This is a genomic window from Pseudomonas sp. C27(2019), from assembly GCF_008807395.1.
GTDB lineage: Bacteria > Pseudomonadota > Gammaproteobacteria > Pseudomonadales > Pseudomonadaceae > Denitrificimonas.
Genome location: NZ_CP043320.1, coordinates 65,623 through 84,668, shown reverse-complemented (window position 1 = coordinate 84,668; position 19,046 = coordinate 65,623). Strand labels below are relative to the sequence as shown.

The following is a 19,046-nucleotide window of genomic DNA, read 5'->3' as shown; positions in this document are numbered from 1 at the left end:
TCGACCAGATATTAAGGCTTTAAGTGTGGTTGACTGCCTATAACGCTTTAAGGCTGTTTACAGTGCCACGATAGAGCAACGGACTGAGGCGGCATCCGAGGGTATCTATATCCAAAATATCGTTTAACTCACATTCGTTCCTCAGTGAGTGGTCTGGACAATTTGGCTTTTACAAGCCCGCTCCTTTAGGGGCGGCGTAATTGACCAGAAATACTTGTGTAGGCGGCTGCAAAGTAAAACCGCCACAGCTAGGGTGGCGGCTTTTTACAGCACAGTCTTAAATTTAATACACGTTAAACGGGAAATACTTGTCATTGATGGCTTTGTAGGTGCCGTCTTCAACAATTTCTTTCAGTGCAGCGTTCAAACGCTCACGTAACTCATCATTGCCTTTGCGCAAAGCGATCCCGATTTTATCGTTATCAAACACAGGATCACCTTTGAATTCAAAGCCAGCACCGGCCTCACTTTTCAGCCATTCCCAGTTAACAAACTTATCCGCCAGTACACCGTCCAAACGGCCTGACTCTAAATCTAAGTAAGCATTTTCATTGGTATCATAAAGTTTGATATCAATGTCTTTACCCATGTTGTCTTCTAACCAGTTGCCCGCAATGGTGGCACGCTGCGCACCAATGACTTTACCTTTTAAGCTGTCTTTATCGACTTTAAAGTCACTGCTTTTCGGTGCAATAAACTGCAAACCATTGGTGTAATACGGGTCGGTAAAATCAACCGCCTGCAGGCGTTCTTCGGTGATTGACATCGAGGCTGCCAAGAAATCAAACTTCTTTGCATTCAACGCAGGAATAATGCCATCCCAGTCGGAGGTGACAACGCTGCACTCAACCTTCATTTTTTCACACAGCGCATGCGCAATATCGAGGTCAAAGCCTACCACTTCGCCATTGGAATCAATCAGATTAAACGGTGGGTAAGCACCTTCAGTTCCGATTTTTAGTTTTTCCGCAGCAACACTCGCCGTTGCAAATGACAAGCTGGCAGCCGCCACTAAGAGTATTTTTTTATATTTTTTCATCGGTCGTGCCTCAATGGTTATGACTGGACATAAATTGTTTACACCGCTCAGATTGCGGATTATCAAACACCTGCTCAGGTGTCCCTTGCTCTTCAATTAAACCTTTATGCAAAAATACAATTTCACTCGACACTTGCCGAGCAAAACTCATTTCGTGAGTAACCAGCAACATCGTGCGGCCTTCATCAGCCAATGCACGAATAACGCCTAGCACTTCTTGCACCATCTCTGGGTCTAAAGCGGAGGTCGGCTCATCAAATAAAATCACTTTGGGTTGCATGGCAAGTGTGCGCGCAATAGCGGCACGCTGCTGCTGACCACCCGATAGTTGATTGGGATAGGCATGGCGCTTATCAGCAATACCCACTTTAGCCAGCAAGGTTTCAGCTGTGGCAATCGCCTCGTCTTTACTCAAACCCAATACGCGACGTGGCGCCTCAATAAGATTATCGAGCACACTCATGTGTGGCCATAAATTGAAGTTTTGAAAGACAAAACCGACTTGCGTGCGCAAACGGTTGATTTGCTGATTATTCGCCGCTACCAGCTGCCCCTCACGATCAGTTTTCAACTGCAACTCTTCGCCAGAAAAAAAGATTTTCCCACAGTGCGGATTTTCTAACAAATTAATGCAACGTAGAAACGTTGATTTACCTGATCCAGATGAACCCAAAATAGAAATCACGTCGCCATCATTGGCCGTTAAAGAAATGCCTTTTAAGACCTCTAGGTCACCGTAGCGTTTGTGTAAATCACGTATTTCTAAGGCAGGGATGGCCTCAGCCATAAAGGGTCCTCTATCAACGAAAGGGCCTACTTGAAGCAGCAGTGCGCCTTGGAAGTGCTATGCACCAATACACAATTAAACACCTTTGCATTTAAAGCGACTGGCCGAGCTAATTAATAATGCTGCGATAGTGCCAGTTTTACCGGCATTTGAAAAGCAAAAGGCCAGTCAAGTTACGAGTCGCCTTCAGCTGACTTGATAGTCTTGGGTGACAATCTTAGGCTGCGCAAACTGCGTTTAACACTTTTCAAATGATTCACCAAAGACGGGCCACGCGCCATCGCCACCCCCATGGCCAACACATCTATCACCACCAAGTGGGCAATGCGTGATGTTAGGGGCGTGTAAATCTCGGTATCTTCTTGCACATCAATGGCTAAATGAATGGTCGCCAGCTCAGCTAAAGGCGTGTTGCTGGGACATAATGTAATTAAAATTGCACCTGTTTCACGCACCAGCTGTGCAGTGGTTAGCAAATCTTTAGAGCGCCCAGATTGCGAAATACAAATTGCCACATCACTGGACTGTAATGTTACAGCCGACATCGCCTGCATGTGCGGATCGCTATAGGCCGCAGCTGTCAGTAACAAACGAAAGAACTTGTGCTGCGCATCTGCTGCGACTGCACCGGACGCACCAAAGCCATAAAATTCAACGCGCTGTGCTTTAGCCATCACCGCAATCGCCTGCTCTAGCGCCTGCACATTTAAGCGCTCACGCACTTCAATCAAGGTATGCAAGGTGGTATCAAAAATCTTCAAGGCATAATCAGTTACGGCATCATCTTCGCTGATGGCAAATTGGCCAAAGCTGGCACCAGCTGCGAGGCTTTGTGCCAGCTGCAACTTTAAGTCCTGGAAGCCTTGGCAACCAACCGCACGACAAAATCGCACAATAGTTGGCTCGCTGACCCCCACCACAGCCGCCAACTCAGACATAGAGCTGTGCATAACTGCAGCGGGATCAGATAAGACGTACTGCGCCACTTTTACTTCTGATTTTCGCAATGATTCAAGATTTTGCACGATATGCTGTAACAGATTCACAATGTTAGGCTCATTTAGCGTATGCCACAGTTATGTAGCGGTTTTGTAGTTATACTACAACGGCTGTTTATTCGCACGTTTTTCCCATAGGAGAGCAACCTTGAGCATGCCTTATGACATGTTAGTGTTTGGTGGCACTGGCGATTTAGCCCTGCATAAATTACTGCCCGCACTCTACCACTTACACCGTGAGCAGCGCCTACCTGCCAGTATGCGCATCATTGGTATTTCACGAAAGCTGCTCGCACGCCAATCCTATATAGAGTTGGCTGAGCGTCACTGTCGTGCGCAAATTGAAGGCAAGGATTTTATTGAAGCCTCGTGGCAGAGTTTCAGCCAGCGCCTTGAATACTTTGCAATGAATGCCGAGCAAACGGCGGACTTTAGTCGTCTCGGCCATTTTCTAGCAACTGACAGCCAGCGCGGCTGCATTTATTATTTAGCCACCGCACCGCACTTATTTGAAAGCATCGCTTCGAATCTGGCGCTAACGGGGCTTGCTGGCGGCAATACCCGAATTGTCATTGAAAAGCCAATTGGTCACTCGCTGCAATCAGCTCTAGCAATCAATAACGCAATTGGTAAAGCCTTTAGCGAGGAGCAAGTGTTCCGCATTGATCACTACCTCGGTAAAGAAACTGTACAAAACCTAATGGCTTTACGTTTTGCCAATGCGCTGTTTGAACCGGTTTGGCGCTCAGCACATATTGACCACGTACAGATCAGCGTGACCGAAACACTCGGCGTAGAAAATCGTGGAGCCTATTATGATCACGCGGGCGCTATGCGTGACATGCTGCAAAATCATTTACTACAACTGCTGTGCTTGGTGGCAATGGAAGCGCCGGTACGTTTTGATGCGGACTCCGTACGCAATGAAAAAGTAAAAATCCTGCAAGCGCTTAAACCCATTCATGGTTTAGATGTACGCGACAAAACCGTGCGCGGACAGTACAGCGCAGGACAGATTGGTGGTCATAGCACACCGGCCTATTACTTTGAAAAAGATGTGGATAACGACAGCGATACCGAAACCTTTGTTGCCATCGAGGTGGAAATTGATAACTGGCGCTGGGCCGGTGTACCTTTTTACTTACGCACCGGCAAACGCTTGGCCAATAAAGCGTCTGAAATCATCATCCAATTTAAACCTGTGCCGCATAGTTTATTTAGCGACAGCCAAGCCAATCATTTACTGATTCGTTTGCAGCCAGAAGAGCGCATTAGCATTGAGCTGATGGCCAAGACGCCTGGCAAAGGCATGCACTTGGAACCAGTCGAGTTAGAAATTAATTTAGCTAAAGCCTTTCAAGATAACCGTCGCTGGGAAGCCTATGAGCGCTTACTGCTGGACGTGATTGAAAACGACTCGACACTATTTATGCGCCGTGACGAGGTGGAAGCAGCATGGCAGTGGGTTGATCCTATTCTTAAGGGCTGGCAGCAGCACTACCAGCGCCCGCGCCCTTACCCTGCAGGCTCAAGCGGGCCGGAGCAAGCGCATAGCTTGCTGGAAAAAAACGCTAGAGCTTGGCATCAATAGCATCACTCTAGACAACTCAGTCACAAGCTAAAATGCTTATTGATCAATAATCAAGATGCAGCATGTTTTGCCACAAATGGCAGTCGCCTCGCCATAAAAAAACCGCCCGAAGGCGGTTTTTTTATGTACAACGCACACAAGTTTAATGCTTAGATTTGTGGTCCAGCATTTTTGATTGCATCAGACACGTCAAATTTCTTGAAGTTTTCAACAAACTTAGCCGCCAGCTCTTTCGCTGCTGTATCGTATGCGTCTTTATCAGACCAGGTATTACGCGGGTTGAGTAAAACACTCTCAACACCTGGAACAACTTTTGGTACGTCCAAGTTAATAACCGGCAAGTGCTCAGTTTCTGTGCCCACTAGGCTGCCGCCTTGAATCGCAGCAATCACTGCACGCGTGGTTGGAATATTGAAACGCTGACCAACACCGTAACCACCACCAGTCCAACCTGTATTCACCAAGTAGACTTTTGAATCGAAACCTTGAATACGCTTAATCAACAGATCAGCATATTCACCCGCAGGGCGTGGGAAGAATGGCGCACCAAAGCAGGTTGAGAAGGTTGATTTAATACCAGACCCTTCGCCCATTTCGGTTGAACCCACCAATGCGGTGTAGCCTGACAAGAAGTGGTAAGCAGCTTGTTCGTTATTCAAGATTGAAACCGGTGGTAGTACGCCAGTCAGGTCACAGGTCAAGAAAATAACAGCGTTTGGCTCACCAGCACGGTTTTCAATCACACGCTTTTCAACGTTGGCCAACGGGTAAGCTGCACGCGTATTTTGCGTCAAGCTGTCATTGGTGTAATCAGGTACACGCTGCTCATCAAGCACAACGTTTTCCAATACCGCACCAAACTTGATGGCTTTCCAGATCACTGGCTCGTTTTTCTCAGACAAGTCGATGCATTTTGCATAGCAACCGCCTTCGATATTGAACACAGTGCCAACACCCCAGCCGTGCTCGTCATCACCAATCAGGTAACGGCTTTCATCGGCTGACAACGTGGTTTTACCGGTACCGGACAAGCCAAAGAATAAAGTAGTGTCGCCCTCTTCACCAACGTTTGCAGCACAGTGCATTGGCAGCACATCGTGCGCTGGCAATAAGAAATTCTGTACTGAGAACATGGATTTTTTCATTTCGCCAGCGTACTGCATGCCCGCTAACAACACTTTTTTCGCCGCAAAGTTAATCATTACACAACCATCAGAGTTGGTACCATCACGCTCTGGCACACACTCAAAAAACGGTGCGTTAATGATTTGCCACTGCTCTTTGTTAGACTCGTTAAATGTCTCTGGAGTAATGAACAAGCAACGGCCAAACAGGTTATGCCAGGCAGTGGTTGTGGTCATTTTGACTGGCAAGTAATGCGTCGGATCAGAACCGACATGCACGTGCGACACAAAGCTTTCACGCTCTGCCACGTACGCTTCAACACGCGTCCATAATGCATCAAAAATAGCAGGTGCAATCGGACGGTTAATTGGGCCCCAAGCGATCTGAGATTCAGTGCTGGGCTCCTGCACGATAAAACGATCAGCCGGTGAGCGGCCCGTGCGATAACCTGTCTCAACAACCAGTGAGCCATTCACAGCCAAATGACCTTCGCCACGGCGAATAGCTTCTTCAATTAATTGGGCAGCGCTAATATCAGTGTATACAGCGGTTTTTGCTTGCGTCATGAGATCCCCAACGGCCTGGGCCGAATCCTCTAGAAGTTTTGTAGTGCTCTTGCTAAAGCACTACACGGTAAAAAGTGCCCGCGATTATGCCAGACTTATGTAATTAATGCACAGTATTTGATGAGTCAGGCGCACCCTGCTCAGCAAACATTTGCATTACATCTTCTTCATTAAATAAATACGTTTGATTGCAGAACTGACAATCAATCTCAATAGTGCCTGCTTTTTCAGCCAGCAACAACTGCAGATCAGCTAAGCCCAGGCTCAGCAAGGCTTGTGCAGAGCGCTCACGCGTGCAACTGCAATGGAATTTCAGGTCAGTTCCGGCAAATAAGCGCAGCTGCTCATCGTGGTACAAGCGGTGCAAAATTGTCTCGTTATCTAAACCCAGCAACTCTTCGCCACTGAGCGTTGACGCTAGAGCAACCACATGTTGCCAACTGGCTTCACGTTCTTCTGGGTCTGGCAAGCAGTCGGCAGGCAACTGCTGCAATAACATGCCGCGCGCGCGTTGACCGTCGGCATACAACCAAAAACGTGTTGGCAATTGCGCAGAGTTAATAAAATAGCTGGTAAAGCAGTCCGCTAAGGTTTCCCCATCTAACGCGACCAAACCTTGATAGCGTTGCCCTTGACGAGGGTCTACCGTTATCGCCAGTACACCTTCAGGCATCAACTCTTGCAAGCTGGCAGCGCTATTAATCTGCTCACTCTCATAACGAGCAATAGCGCGCAATTCACGATCACTTGAACATTCAACCATCAGCAATGGCACAGCTCCGCTGGAGCGGGCTTGAAGAACCAATAGACCATCAAACTTTAACGTATTAACAAGCAGGGCCGCAGCTGTCATCAGCTCACCCAATAAAGCCGCAACCGGTTCAGGGTACTCATGCTTAGCTAACACATGCGCATAGCTCTCCTCCAAGCTGGCCAACTCGCCACGCACATCAGTGCTCTCAAAAATAAAGCGCTGGGTAAAATCAAAATCCGCCATACAACACCCACAGAAAAAATATCAGCTTAGTATAAGCCGCGATGAAAAAATTAACTTAACTTAGATGTATTTTGCCGCTGCCAGCAGCAGCCTATTGATCTTTAAAGCGATGAATCTGACGCCGCTGTTTCTTGCTTGGGCGACCATCGGTTTGGATGCCTAGCGCACCAGCCTTACGCAAAGCTGACGCTTTTTCGCGCGCCGCCACACTGTCGTCTGTCTCACGGTACAACAGCTGTGCTTGCGGTGCGCCACGGCGCACAGCGCTTAATTGCTCAATCACCACTGTGCGCTCATCGTAGCCAGCACGTATAACCAGCTCATCACCTACTTTAGGTTCTTTTGATGGTTTGCAACGCTCGCCTCGGCAATGCACCTTACCGCCTTCAATAGCCTCTTTAGCCAATGCGCGCGTTTTAAAAAAGCGTGCAGCCCAGAGCCATTTATCCAGTCGAACCTTGTCTTGCTGTGCATCACTCATGTTGTGCTTTCACCCTGTGTTATTGCTCAGTGCTGTACTGCTCACTGATGTTACCTACCGTAATTGGTAAGCACACTGTTGCCTCTAGCCCTCCGCCGGCACGATTATGCAACTCGACACTGCCGCCATGTTGCGCAGCAATGCGCTGCACGATAGCTAAACCTAGCCCTGCGCCTTGCCCGCCACGCGCTTTGTCACCACGAATAAACGGATTAAACATGCGTTGCAGATCTTCAGGCTCAACCCCTTCACCACGATCCAGCACGCTGATTGCAACATAGGGCACGTCCTCGTCGTGCACCACCGAAGCAACCATTTCAATGCCTTGGCCGCCGTACCGCAGCGCATTTTCAAGTAAGTTAACCAACATACGCTTTATCGAAACGCGGCGCAGTGGCAGTGACGGCATAGCCTCTAGGCAGACGCGTATCTCATGCCCCTGTTGGCTAAATGGAGCCACTACCGAATTAATCAACTCACTTAGATCACAGATTTCCATCGGCTCATCACGGCCATCACGAATAAACGCCAAGAACTGATCCAAAATAGCATTCATATCTTCGATATCGCGCACCATATCGTTGGTCAATTCGTTATCGCTATCGAGCAACTCAAGTGATAGGCGCAAACGTGTTAAGGGTGTGCGTAAGTCATGTGAAACACCTGCCAACATCAGCTCTCGCTCACGGCCCGCTTGCTCAACATCATCAGTCATCTGATTAAAGGCACGATACACTTCCGCCATTTCACTGGCAGTATCAACATCCACAGGTAAGCGCACACTACGCCCTTGACCAAATAAACGCGCAGCAATCACTAAGCGTTTTAGCGGTGCACTGAGCTGACTGACAAAGATCCATGCTGCACCAGTCGATAACAGGCCAATGCCTAAAAACCACGCCACTAAGTTCCAGACGCGCTGCCCGCGCAAAGGGTGCGGATACAAGGGGACGCGGATCCAGTCCGGGCCTAAGCTCGGTGCATGCACCCACAACGACGGCGGATTTTGTGCACGAATTTGCACACGTGTATCTTCACCCAGCTCTGAGCGCATTTGCTCAGAAAAGATATCGCTGTACGGCCAATGCTGCTCACCAACAGGCACATCATCTTCGGCCACCAACTGTAGCCCTGCTGCTTTAGCAATCGCTGCACGCTCACTTTGTGGCGAAGCCCAGTACGCGCGCAAGGTCAGCGCCGCACCGTGACTGTATTGACGATCAACCAACACATCTTCATTGAGCATCAAGTAAATAAGAGTCTGTGCTTTGGAGAAAAGCACGGCCAGCAACACCATCCATAGCGTGCGGGCAAAAAAACTTTGCGGGTAAAATAATGATGTTTTCATTTATCGCCATCAGGGACAAACACGTAGCCCACACCCCAAACTGTTTGAATGTAACGCGGCTTAGACGGGTCAGGCTCGATCATGCGGCGCAAACGCGACACCTGCACATCAATCGAACGCTCTAAGGCGTCCCATTCGCGGCCACGCGCTAAGCTCATCAGTTTATCGCGGGTCAACGGCTCACGAGGATGCTCAACCAGGGCTTTTAATACGGCAAATTCACCTGTGGTAAGCATGTGCACCTGATCACCCTTGCGCAGTTCTCGAGTCGCCAAAGAAAGGCTGTAATCACCAAAGGTCACACTGGCTTCTTCGTTACCCGGTGCACCTGGCACACTGGTGCTTTGCCTGCGCAATACGGCTTTAATCCGCGCTAATAACTCGCGAGGATTAAACGGCTTGGCCAGATAATCATCCGCACCCAGTTCTAAGCCATGAATGCGACTGGCTTCATCACCTTTAGCAGTGAGCATAATAATCGGCACTTGATTATTGCCCTCGCGCAGCCGACGGCAAACTGACAAACCGTCCTCACCCGGCATCATTAAATCCAGCACCACTAAATTAAACAGCTCGCGCGCCAACACACGATCCATCTGCTCGGCACTTTCCACGCCGCGCACACGATAACCTTGCTCGCTTAAAAAACGCTCAAGTAAGCGACGTAAGCGTTCATCATCATCGACAATGAGGATTTTTTCACCTTCAGCTACGCTCATGCTTTATCTACCTATTGAATGTCTATATAGAGCAGCTAGTATGCCGCAATCATTGCAAAGTTGCGTACAGGGCATTGTTAGCAAATCTTTCTTCAGCGACCGTGGTGCTGGTTTGCTGGCTGATTTGCCCTATAATTGCTTTTTTTAATGCAGGCCTATCCTGCTTTTTTGACTGACTCAGGTAGCTTCATGGATAGCATAAGTACTCGAATTGCCACAGAACTGGGTGTTCACCCACAGCAAGTGACCGCCACCATTGCCTTGCTGGACGAAGGGGCGACTGTGCCATTTATTGCTCGCTACCGTAAAGAAATCACCGGCAGCTTAGACGATACTCAGCTGCGCAATCTTGAGGAGCGCTTGCGCTATTTACGCGAACTTGACGATCGACGTGCATCAATTCTGGCGTCCATTGACGAGCAAGGCAAACTCACACCTGAGTTGCAGCACGCCATTGAGCAAGCCGACACCAAAACCCGCTTAGAAGATCTTTATTTGCCTTATAAAAAGAAGCGCCGCACTAAAGGTCAAATTGCTTTGGAAGCTGGTTTAGGCGAGTTAGCCGACTTATTATTTAACGATGCCAACCATGACCCGCACGTAGAAGCGGCGCGCTTTATTGATGCTGAAAACGGCTTTGCCGATGAAAAAGCCGTCTTGGAAGGCGCAAAATACATCCTTATGGAGCGCTTTGCTGAAGACGCTGCATTATTAGAACGCTTGCGTAATATGCTGCAACGCGATGCGCTGCTAACAGCACGCGTGGTCAAGGGCAAAGAGCAGGACGGCGCCAAATTCAGTGATTACTTTGAGCATGACGAGCGCTTCAGAAATGTACCCTCACACCGCGCCTTGGCGATTTTCCGTGGCCGCAATGAAGGTTTTTTAACCGCCAGTTTAAGCTTAGGCGAAGAGACGGCGGGCAGTATGCACCCTTGTGAGGTGGTGATCGCTGAACACTTTTCGATCAAAAACACGGGTCGCCCCGCTGATGCATGGCTAGCAGAAGTGGTGCGCTGGACATGGCGTGTGAAGCTTTCTAGCCATCTAGAAACCGATTTATTTGGTCAGCTGCGTGAAGCCTCAGAAACAGAAGCCATCAATGTCTTCGCCCGCAACCTGCATGATTTGTTACTGGCTGCCCCGGCTGGTCCACGCTGCACTTTAGGTATTGACCCCGGTTTGCGCACCGGCTGCAAAATTGCCGTGGTGGATGCCACCGGTAAAGTACTGGATACCGCCACCGTGTATCCGCATGTACCGCACAATAAATGGGATGCCAGCCTGACTACGTTGGCGCAACTGTGCAAAAAACATCAGGTGCAATTGATTGCCATAGGTAATGGTACCGGCAGCCGTGAGTCAGATCGTCTGGCGATTGAGCTGGTAAAACTGCTGCCTGAATTACGCATGAGCAAAGTGATGGTCAGCGAGGCCGGCGCTTCGGTGTATTCAGCCTCAGCCTTGGCCGCGCAAGAATTTCCCGACCTCGATGTATCACTGCGCGGCGCTGTCTCTATTGCCCGTCGCTTGCAAGACCCATTGGCCGAACTGGTAAAAATCGACCCAAAAGCCATTGGTGTCGGTCAGTACCAACATGACGTTTCACAAACACAACTGGCGCGCTCGCTGGATGCGGTAGTGGAAGACTGTGTGAACGCAGTCGGAGTTGATGTCAACACTGCCTCGGATGCCCTACTCGCCCGTATCTCTGGCCTCAACAGCACGCTGGCGAAAAACATCGTAGCCTTCCGTGACGAGCACGGTGCTTTTAGCAGCCGTGCGGCACTGAAAAAAGTCCCACGCCTTGGTGAAAAAACTTTTGAATTGGCTGCAGGTTTCTTGCGCGTGATGAACGGGAAAAACCCGCTCGACGCATCCGCAGTGCATCCTGAAACCTATCCACTGGTCACGCGTATTGCGCAAGATACCCAGCGTGACATTCGCTCACTGATCGGCGACTCAGCCTTTTTAAAGCAGCTGGACCCCAAGCGGTTCACCGATGACACCTATGGTTTGCCGACCGTTACCGATATCCTGCAAGAACTGGATAAACCGGCTCGCGACCCACGCCCTGAGTTTAAAACAGCAGCGTTTCAAGACGGCGTGGAAAGTTTAAAAGATTTAACTCTAGGCATGGTGCTCGAAGGTGTGATCACCAACGTCACCAATTTTGGTGCCTTTGTTGATATTGGCGTGCACCAAGATGGCTTAGTCCATATTTCTGCGCTATCAGAGAGTTTTGTTAAAGACCCCTATCAAGTGGTTAAGGCAGGCGATATTGTTAAAGTGAAAGTGATGGATGTCGATATTCCCCGTGCACGCATTGCTTTATCCATGCGTATGAGTGACAACCCTGGCGAAAAACCAGCACCCGCAGCACGTGCGCCACAAGCGCGTAATACGCCGCGCAGCGAGCGTCATGCTCAGCAAGACAAACCCGCACCCAATAACAGCGCCATGGCCGCTTTGTTTGCTGAGGCGAAAAAACTGAAGAAAAAGTAACGGTTACACCGCTCTTTTTATGACATGCAAGGCGCATGCTGTGCTAAAAGTCGGCATACGCCCTTGTACTTGGTGATCACCACCCCCATATTGCCACGATGCCCTATTGAGGAATTTCCCTTGAGCGATACATATTCTCGTCGTCTGGCGCTTCTCAGCCAGCCCGAAGCTTTAGCACAGCTCAAGCACTGCTTGCACGGTATTGAACGCGAAAGCCTGCGTGTTGAACGCAACGGCCGCTTAGCGCTCACCCCGCACCCTAAAGTCCTTGGTTCTGCCCTCACCCACGGCAGCATTACCACTGATTACTCAGAAGCCTTGCTAGAATTTATTACCGACGCCCACCCTGACTCAGCACAGACCCTAGCGGAACTGGAAGACATCCATCGCTTCACTGTCGCCAACCTTGATCAGGAATTACTGTGGAGCCCATCGATGCCAGGCCACCTGCCCAAAGAAGAGCAGATCCCCATTGGCCAGTACGGCAGTTCCAATATCGGTCAATTAAAATACGTGTATCGCAAAGGCTTGTCAGTACGCTACGGCAAAGCCATGCAGTGTATTGCCGGTATTCACTATAACTTCTCCTTGCCTGATTCAATTTGGGAGTTGTTGCGCGAAGCAGAAAATGATCCGCGCTCGCCACAGGACTATCAGTCGGCACGCTATATCAGCTTAATCCGTAACTTTCGCCGCTACAGCTGGCTGTTGATGTATTTATTTGGTGCGTCACCCGCTCTGGATATCAGTTTCTTACGCGGCCGTGAGCATCAACTCGACAGCTTTGATGAAGACACCCTGTATCTGCCTTACGCCACCAGTTTGCGCATGAGTGACCTTGGCTACCAAAGCAATGCACAAGCGGGCTTAACCCCCTGCTACGACAAGCTCAGCAGTTACACCGATAGCTTGCGCCGTGCAGTCAATACGCCCTATCCAGACTACGAAAAAATTGGCAGCAAGCAAGGCGATGAGTGGATACAAATCAATACCAATATCTTGCAAATTGAAAATGAATACTACTCAACCATGCGCCCGAAACGCATCACCAATGATGGTGAACGTCCGGTTGATGCTTTGATTGACCGTGGCATTCAGTACGTCGAAGTGCGCTGTATTGATATCAACCCCTTCTTGCCGCTAGGTATCGATTTAACGCAAGCACGCTTTTTAGATACATTCTTATTGTATTGCGCACTGGAAGACAGCCCACTGCTCTGCGATAAAGAATGCCCGGAAACCACTGAAAACTTTTTAACTGTGGTCAAGCAAGGTCGCAAGCCCAACTTGCAACTGCAGCGCAACAGTCAAGCTATCAGCATGCTGGACTGGAGTCTTGAATTGTTTGAGAAGATGCAAGCCTGCGCGCAGCTACTCGATGACAGCTACGCCACCACCGAGCACACTGAGGCCTTACGCAAACAAATGGAAAAACTCCACAACCCAGACCTCACACCATCAGCGCAAGTGTTAGCCTGCATGCGCGAGCACAAAGACAGCTTCAGCCAGTTTGCTTTAAAACAGAGCCTGCAGCACGCGCAACTGTTAAGCGCACCGCCCTTAGACACAAGTAAAATAGCGCATTACCAAGAGCTTGCCGAGCGCTCTCACCAAGCGCAGCAGGCAATTGAGCAACAACCGCAATGCAGTTTTGATGAGTTTATGGCCGAATTCTTAGCCAACGCTGTTTAGGCTACCAAGTCGCGCTGCGCATCGTATTCTGATGCGCAGTGTGGCTATCAGCTATCGGCTATCGGCTATCGGCTATCGGCTACAAACTGATGTTCCTGCGCACAGCAACTATAAAGTATGCTGCTGGCGGCGACGCCAATTTTGCAAGCTGACATCCAGCGTTGCTAGATCAGCAATACCTTGCTGTTCAGCACGTTTAAGCAGGATCAGCATCAACTCAGCAGTGACCATTGCATCAGCACTGGCGTTATGGCGCTGCAAAACCTGCAGGCCAAAAAACGCTACCCAATCATCTAAACCAGGATTACGCATACCGTGCTCGGGGTACAGCAAGGGCGCAATTTCAGCAACATCATAAAAAGGATGGCGCAAGTTATAAGCAAACGCATCATTCATTTCACGCACCAGCATGCGCTGATCAAAGCTTGCATGAAACGCTAATAGTGGGCTGCTACCAACGTATTCCATAAAGCTTAAGAAAGCTTTTTCGGCTCGCATACCAGCCGCCACTTCACTGGGCGGGATTTGGTGAATCAATACACTTTCACTGACCGCATGGTTCACGCGACGCAGCGTGCAACTAAATTGATCACCTAAAGCAATCGCTGAGTTCTCAATGGTAACCGCACCAATGGATAGAATTTTATCTTTAGCAGTATTCAAGCCACTGGTTTCCAGATCAACCACAACGAAGCGCTGCTCATTCAACGGCTGATTACCCGGTACAGGGGCCGGTGCCAAAGCAGCTAAGCGCACAGCATCGCTCTGGCGCAGCTCAGGACTTTTACGCAACCAACTAAAAAATTTCAAAGCTGATACCTGAAGGCTATGCTGGCTTGCAAACGTTGTGCTTGACGAAACGCCTCACGCAAAATACGGCGATCCAAATGATTTAACTCATCGGGATAAATCCGGTTCGAGTATGCCAGCTCATTGCGCGCTTGCTGCTGGTGCTGTTGCATACGAATCAATTGAATAAAATGATACGCCTCAGCATAAGCATCACCATCTAAGCGCTCGATCACACCTTTGCTCACCAGCTGGCGAAAGCGCTCAAGCGTGTTGCTGCTTTCAATACCATGACTGAGCGCCAACACCCGCGCACCATCAACAAAGGGCGTTAGGCCCTTAATTTTAAGGTCTAAGGTGTCTTTTTCGGCACCTTTTTTATCTAAAGAGAAGTCGCGAAACAACCCACCCAGCGGCGGCTTGTGCTGCAAAGAAGCTTGCGCCAGCAGACGCTGAAATACATCATTGCTACGAATCAATGCCAGCATTTCGCGGCGCAATATTTGACAGCCTTCTAGCGGCCCCCAAATCGCGCGCAAATCAAAGAAGATTGTTGAATAGAGCAGGTTTTCTGCAGTGGCTTCGCGCACAATTTTACTGAAGCGCCGCGTCCACTCTTCACGAGACAAGCACAGCTCAGCATTACCAGCCATGATATTGCCTTTACACAAGGTAAAACCACAATCATCCAGCGCTAAGTTAATTTCACGCGCCAGTGGCAGCAGCTTTTGCCGAATCGCATTGGCTTCTTCTTGGCTGCTGGCCTCAAATAAAATACCGTTATCTTGATCGGTATACAGCGTTTGCTCTTTACGCCCCTCGCTACCGAATACCAGCCAAGTAAATTCCACCCCAGGATCACCATGCTGCTCCATACACAGCTCAATAACCCGTGACACCGTATGATCATTAAGCAAGGTAATTAAACGTGTCACCTGCTCAGGGCTGGCACCGTGAGCAATCATTCGATCGACTAACGAGCGAATGTCCTCGCGCAGTTGCGCCAGACTTTCAACCGAGACGGCATTACGCACAGCGCGCGCCAAGTGAACCAAGTCAACACGCTGTAAAGAGAACAGATCACGCTCAGAAATCATCCCCACTAAACGGCCATCTTCCACCAAACAAACATGGGTAAAGTGGCGCTCAGTCATCGCCAGCGCGGCATCAAAAGCTGAGGCTTGCGGTGACAAATGGAACGGATTAGGGGTCATAAATTCGCTGATGGGCTGGCGTAAATCGGCATTCGCATCAGCGATCACTCGGCGCAGATCACGCAGGGTGAAAATTCCTTGCAGACGCTGCATCTCATCGGCAATCATCACACTGCTGATTTGCTGCTCATGCATAAGTTGCACAGCTTTATGCAAAGGTAAATCGCCTTGACAGGTCACCGGTTCCCGCATCAACAGCTCGGCCAACTTGGTTTCTAAGGAGAGCTGTGAACCCAAGGTTTCTGCTGCACGGCTTTGCACTTGCTGATTGGCTTGATCAAGCAAACTACTGATGCCGCGCAACGAAAAATCACGAAACGGATTGCTCTTAGTGAAAATCTTAACGAATGCGGCTTTATCCAGCAGTAAGCAAAAGGTGTCCACTGCTGCAATATGCGAGGTACGGGTGGCACGCTCACCCAATAACGCCGCGATCGGAAAACACTCCCCTGTAGTGATTTCAAAGGTCGTTTCTTTGCTACTGTCTTGCCCTTGCCGGCGCTCGCCATAAATCGTACCCTGCTTGACGATATAAAAAAACTCAACCAGCCCATCTTCTGGGCAGACGACTTTTTCGCCTTCAGCGTAAAAACGTAGCTGGCAGTTTTCGACTAGAAAACTGAGATGGGCAAGCTCCATCTGGTTAAAAGGCGGATATTTTTGCAGAAACTCCAGCGTGCCTTGGATATTTTGTTGCACTGCTGCACGCCCTGTTTTTGCAAAGGCTTCACTCCTGCTCATGAAAACTCTCCTACTCAATTAAGCCATCCTAAAGTTTTTATCTAACGCGTCTACTGGACGTAAGTTTGACGGCCTCGTACGACTGTCGACTTAAACTTTATGGCGTTTTATTGTTATTAGTCAGCGGTTATTTTCACAGGCTTAAGCACAATTGAACAGCGCTTTTATAGCAATAGCAGCCAACAAAAAACCGCCCTAAGGCGGTTTTTTGTTAACACTGTACATCTCTACAAATTATAAGCCGTTTTTAGCTTTAAATTCGCGACGACGACGGTGCAGCACTGGCTCAGTATAACCGTTAGGCTGTTCACGGCCTTGCAGTACCAACTCCAAAGACGCTTGGAACGCGACGTTATCATCGAAATTTGCCGCCATTGGCTTGTAGATTGGATCATCAGCATTCTGACGGTCAACCACCACAGCCATACGCTGCATGGTTTCAACGATTTGCGCCTCGCTCACGATACCGTGACGCAGCCAATTGGCCATGTGTTGGCTTGAGATACGCAAAGTAGCACGATCTTCCATCAAACCAACATCATTGATGTCAGGTACTTTAGAACAACCGACACTTTGGTCGATCCAACGTACAACATAACCCAAGATGCCTTGTGCGTTGTTGTCTAACTCGTTCTGAATTTCCTCAGCACTCCAGTCAGTACTTGGGGCCAATGGAATGGTTAGAATATCGTCGATTGAAGCAAATTGACGCTTCTTCAACTCTTCTTGACGAGCAAATACATCAACTTCGTGGTAATGCAGTGCGTGTAAAGTTGCTGCAGTGGGTGATGGTACCCATGCAGTATTAGCACCGGCCTTTGGATGGCCGATTTTTTGCTCAACCATAGCTGCCATCAAGTCAGGCATCGCCCACATGCCTTTACCGATTTGTGCAACGCCAGACAGACCGGTAGCCAGTCCTGTGTCAACGTTCCAGTCTTCGTAGGCTGCGATCCACTTCTCGCCACGCATGGCTGTTTTGCGAACCATTGCGCCCGCTTCCATCGAGGTATGAATCTCATCACCAGTGCGATCAAGGAAACCTGTGTTAATAAATACAACACGCTCTTTGGCTTGCGCAATACAGGCTTTCAAGTTAACAGTGGTGCGACGCTCTTCATCCATGATACCCATTTTCAGGGTGTTGCGTGCCAAGCCTAAAACATCTTCAGTGCGGGCAAACAACTCATCAGCAAAGGCTACTTCTTCTGGGCCGTGCATTTTTGGCTTAACAATGTACATGCTACCAGTGCGGCTGTTTTGACGTGCGGTGTTGCCCTTCAGGTTGTGCATGGCAATTAAACTGGTGAACAGCGCATCCATAATGCCTTCAGGCATTTCGTTGCCTTGTTCATCCAAAATCGCAGGGTTAGTCATTAAATGGCCAACATTACGAATGAACAATAATGAGCGACCATGCAAGGTTACCTCACCGCCATCTGCAGCAGTGTAAACGCGGTCTGGATTCATCACGCGAGTAAAGGTTTTATCGCCTTTAGTCACGCTCTCTGACAGATCACCCTTCATCAGGCCCAGCCAGTTGCTGTACACCAGTGTTTTGTCATCGGCATCAACTGCAGCAATGGAGTCTTCACAGTCCATAATTGTAGTTAAAGCTGCTTCAACCATGATGTCTTTGATACCGGCCGGATCGGTTTGACCAATCATGCTGGTGGCATCAATTTGAATTTCAAAGTGTAGGCCATTATTTTTCAACAAAACAACTGTAGGCGCAGCAGCCTCGCCTTGGAAGCCAACAAGCTGCGCATCATCTGCCAAACCTGTGTTGCTGCCACCTTTTAGGCTGACAACCAGCTTACCGTCTTCGATACGGTAGCCCTTTGCATCAGCATGTGATCCAGCAGCTAAAGGTGCTGATGTATCTAGAAAAGCACGAGCATAGGCGATAACTTTATCGCCACGCACTTTGTTGTAACCCTTACCTTTCTCTGCGCCGCCGTCTTCACTGATGACATCAGTGCCATACAAAGCGTCATACAAAGATCCCCAACGCGCATTAGCAGCGTTAAGAGCAAAACGTGCATTAGTTACAGGCACCACCAATTGTGGACCTGCCATACGAGCAATTTCGTCGTCAACATTTTGTGTGCTGGCTTGAAAGTCTGCTGCTTCTGGCAACAGATATCCAATTTCTTGCAGAAACGCTTTATAAGCAACTGCGTCATGAGCTTGGCCCTTACGTGCAAGGTGCCACTCATCAATTTGTGCTTGTAAGGCATCACGTTTGTCTAGCAGGGCACGGTTTTTCGGTGCAAGGTCTTTCAAGACCGTCGTTGCGCCTTCCCAGAACTGCTCTGCAGTCAGACCAGTGCCTGGAATAGCTTGGGTGTTAACGAAGTCATATAAAACTTTGGCGACCTGCAAGCCACCGACTTGAACGCGATCAGTCATTTTTGCCTCACTCTGCTTGGAAAAGCCTCAAATAGAACGGCC

At 49.2% G+C, this 19,046-nt stretch carries 14 protein-coding genes; 3 read left to right on the top strand and 11 right to left on the bottom strand.

What is annotated here, in order from left to right; translation table 11 throughout:
- Positions 1 to 283: 283 nt before the first annotated feature.
- The 3 genes from FXF61_RS00335 to hexR all read right to left on the bottom strand — a co-directional run bounded on the left by FXF61_RS00335 (position 284) and on the right by hexR (position 2,872).
- Entirely contained in the window at positions 284 to 1,039 is a 756-nt protein-coding gene (locus tag FXF61_RS00335) for an ABC transporter substrate-binding protein (protein WP_151183396.1), read from the bottom strand.
- 10 nt (positions 1,040 to 1,049) lie between these two features.
- Positions 1,050 to 1,826 (bottom strand): ABC transporter ATP-binding protein, encoded by a 777-nt coding sequence (locus tag FXF61_RS00330; protein ID WP_151183395.1) that lies wholly within the window; start codon positions 1,824 to 1,826, stop codon positions 1,050 to 1,052.
- Positions 1,827 to 1,999: 173 nt separating this feature from the next.
- On the bottom strand, positions 2,000 to 2,872 hold the full coding sequence (hexR, locus tag FXF61_RS00325; RefSeq protein WP_151183394.1) for a transcriptional regulator HexR: 873 nt from the start codon (positions 2,870 to 2,872) through the stop codon (positions 2,000 to 2,002).
- 106 nt (positions 2,873 to 2,978) lie between these two features.
- On the opposite strand from hexR, the gene zwf reads away from it, so the two are divergent.
- The gene (gene zwf, locus FXF61_RS00320) at positions 2,979 to 4,415 is read left to right on the top strand and encodes a glucose-6-phosphate dehydrogenase (RefSeq protein ID WP_178087327.1); all 1,437 of its coding nucleotides are present in this window, start codon (positions 2,979 to 2,981) and stop codon (positions 4,413 to 4,415) included.
- A gap of 149 nt (positions 4,416 to 4,564) precedes the next feature.
- Here zwf and FXF61_RS00315 read toward each other — a convergent pair whose 3' ends face one another.
- The 5 genes from FXF61_RS00315 to ompR form a co-directional block, all read right to left on the bottom strand.
- Complete coding sequence (locus FXF61_RS00315; RefSeq protein ID WP_151183392.1) at positions 4,565 to 6,106, bottom strand: phosphoenolpyruvate carboxykinase; 1,542 nt, start codon at positions 6,104 to 6,106, stop codon at positions 4,565 to 4,567.
- 103 nt (positions 6,107 to 6,209) lie between these two features.
- Complete coding sequence (hslO, locus tag FXF61_RS00310) at positions 6,210 to 7,103, bottom strand: Hsp33 family molecular chaperone HslO (RefSeq protein ID WP_151183391.1); 894 nt, start codon at positions 7,101 to 7,103, stop codon at positions 6,210 to 6,212.
- 91 nt (positions 7,104 to 7,194) lie between these two features.
- The gene (locus tag FXF61_RS00305) at positions 7,195 to 7,584 is read right to left on the bottom strand and encodes an RNA-binding S4 domain-containing protein (RefSeq protein WP_151183390.1); all 390 of its coding nucleotides are present in this window, start codon (positions 7,582 to 7,584) and stop codon (positions 7,195 to 7,197) included.
- A 19-nt stretch (positions 7,585 to 7,603) separates the two neighbouring features.
- Positions 7,604 to 8,932: an ATP-binding protein gene (locus FXF61_RS00300; RefSeq protein WP_151183389.1), complete on the bottom strand. Its 1,329-nt coding sequence runs from the start codon at positions 8,930 to 8,932 to the stop codon at positions 7,604 to 7,606.
- Complete coding sequence (gene ompR / locus FXF61_RS00295) at positions 8,929 to 9,651, bottom strand: two-component system response regulator OmpR (RefSeq protein WP_151183388.1); 723 nt, start codon at positions 9,649 to 9,651, stop codon at positions 8,929 to 8,931. The genes FXF61_RS00300 and ompR overlap by 4 nt, the downstream gene beginning before the upstream one ends.
- A gap of 189 nt (positions 9,652 to 9,840) precedes the next feature.
- Between ompR and FXF61_RS00290 the strand changes: the two genes are divergently transcribed.
- Both FXF61_RS00290 and gshA read left to right on the top strand, forming a co-directional pair.
- Entirely contained in the window at positions 9,841 to 12,156 is a 2,316-nt protein-coding gene (locus FXF61_RS00290; protein WP_151183387.1) for a Tex family protein, read from the top strand.
- A gap of 120 nt (positions 12,157 to 12,276) precedes the next feature.
- A complete protein-coding gene (gene gshA, locus FXF61_RS00285) occupies positions 12,277 to 13,848 on the top strand; it encodes a glutamate--cysteine ligase (RefSeq protein WP_151183386.1) in 1,572 nt (523 codons plus the stop codon).
- A gap of 108 nt (positions 13,849 to 13,956) precedes the next feature.
- Here gshA and FXF61_RS00280 read toward each other — a convergent pair whose 3' ends face one another.
- The 3 genes from FXF61_RS00280 to FXF61_RS00270 form a co-directional block, all read right to left on the bottom strand.
- The gene (locus FXF61_RS00280; RefSeq protein ID WP_151183385.1) at positions 13,957 to 14,658 is read right to left on the bottom strand and encodes a PolC-type DNA polymerase III; all 702 of its coding nucleotides are present in this window, start codon (positions 14,656 to 14,658) and stop codon (positions 13,957 to 13,959) included.
- Complete coding sequence (locus FXF61_RS00275) at positions 14,655 to 16,592, bottom strand: putative nucleotidyltransferase substrate binding domain-containing protein (RefSeq protein WP_151183384.1); 1,938 nt, start codon at positions 16,590 to 16,592, stop codon at positions 14,655 to 14,657. The genes FXF61_RS00280 and FXF61_RS00275 overlap by 4 nt, the downstream gene beginning before the upstream one ends.
- A 234-nt stretch (positions 16,593 to 16,826) precedes the next feature.
- Positions 16,827 to 19,004 carry a malate synthase G gene (locus FXF61_RS00270; protein WP_151183383.1) on the bottom strand — a complete coding sequence of 726 codons (2,178 nt, stop codon included), beginning with the start codon at positions 19,002 to 19,004 and terminating at the stop codon, positions 16,827 to 16,829.
- Between the last annotated feature and the right edge of the window lie 42 nt (positions 19,005 to 19,046).

Excerpts from the sequence above, each read along its gene's own strand:
- FXF61_RS00270 (WP_151183383.1), bottom strand. The coding sequence starts at position 19,004 with ATGACTGATCGCGTTCAAGTCGGTGGCTTGCAGGTCGCCAAAGTTTTA.
- FXF61_RS00330 (WP_151183395.1), bottom strand. The coding sequence starts at position 1,826 with ATGGCTGAGGCCATCCCTGCCTTAGAAATACGTGATTTACACAAACGC.
- FXF61_RS00290 (WP_151183387.1), top strand. The coding sequence starts at position 9,841 with ATGGATAGCATAAGTACTCGAATTGCCACAGAACTGGGTGTTCACCCA.
- zwf (WP_178087327.1), top strand. The coding sequence starts at position 2,979 with ATGCCTTATGACATGTTAGTGTTTGGTGGCACTGGCGATTTAGCCCTG.
- ompR (WP_151183388.1), bottom strand. The coding sequence starts at position 9,651 with ATGAGCGTAGCTGAAGGTGAAAAAATCCTCATTGTCGATGATGATGAA.
- FXF61_RS00305 (WP_151183390.1), bottom strand. The coding sequence starts at position 7,584 with ATGAGTGATGCACAGCAAGACAAGGTTCGACTGGATAAATGGCTCTGG.
- FXF61_RS00275 (WP_151183384.1), bottom strand. The coding sequence starts at position 16,592 with ATGAGCAGGAGTGAAGCCTTTGCAAAAACAGGGCGTGCAGCAGTGCAA.
- FXF61_RS00335 (WP_151183396.1), bottom strand. The coding sequence starts at position 1,039 with ATGAAAAAATATAAAAAAATACTCTTAGTGGCGGCTGCCAGCTTGTCA.
- FXF61_RS00315 (WP_151183392.1), bottom strand. The coding sequence starts at position 6,106 with ATGACGCAAGCAAAAACCGCTGTATACACTGATATTAGCGCTGCCCAA.
- hslO (WP_151183391.1), bottom strand. The coding sequence starts at position 7,103 with ATGGCGGATTTTGATTTTACCCAGCGCTTTATTTTTGAGAGCACTGAT.
- FXF61_RS00300 (WP_151183389.1), bottom strand. The coding sequence starts at position 8,932 with ATGAAAACATCATTATTTTACCCGCAAAGTTTTTTTGCCCGCACGCTA.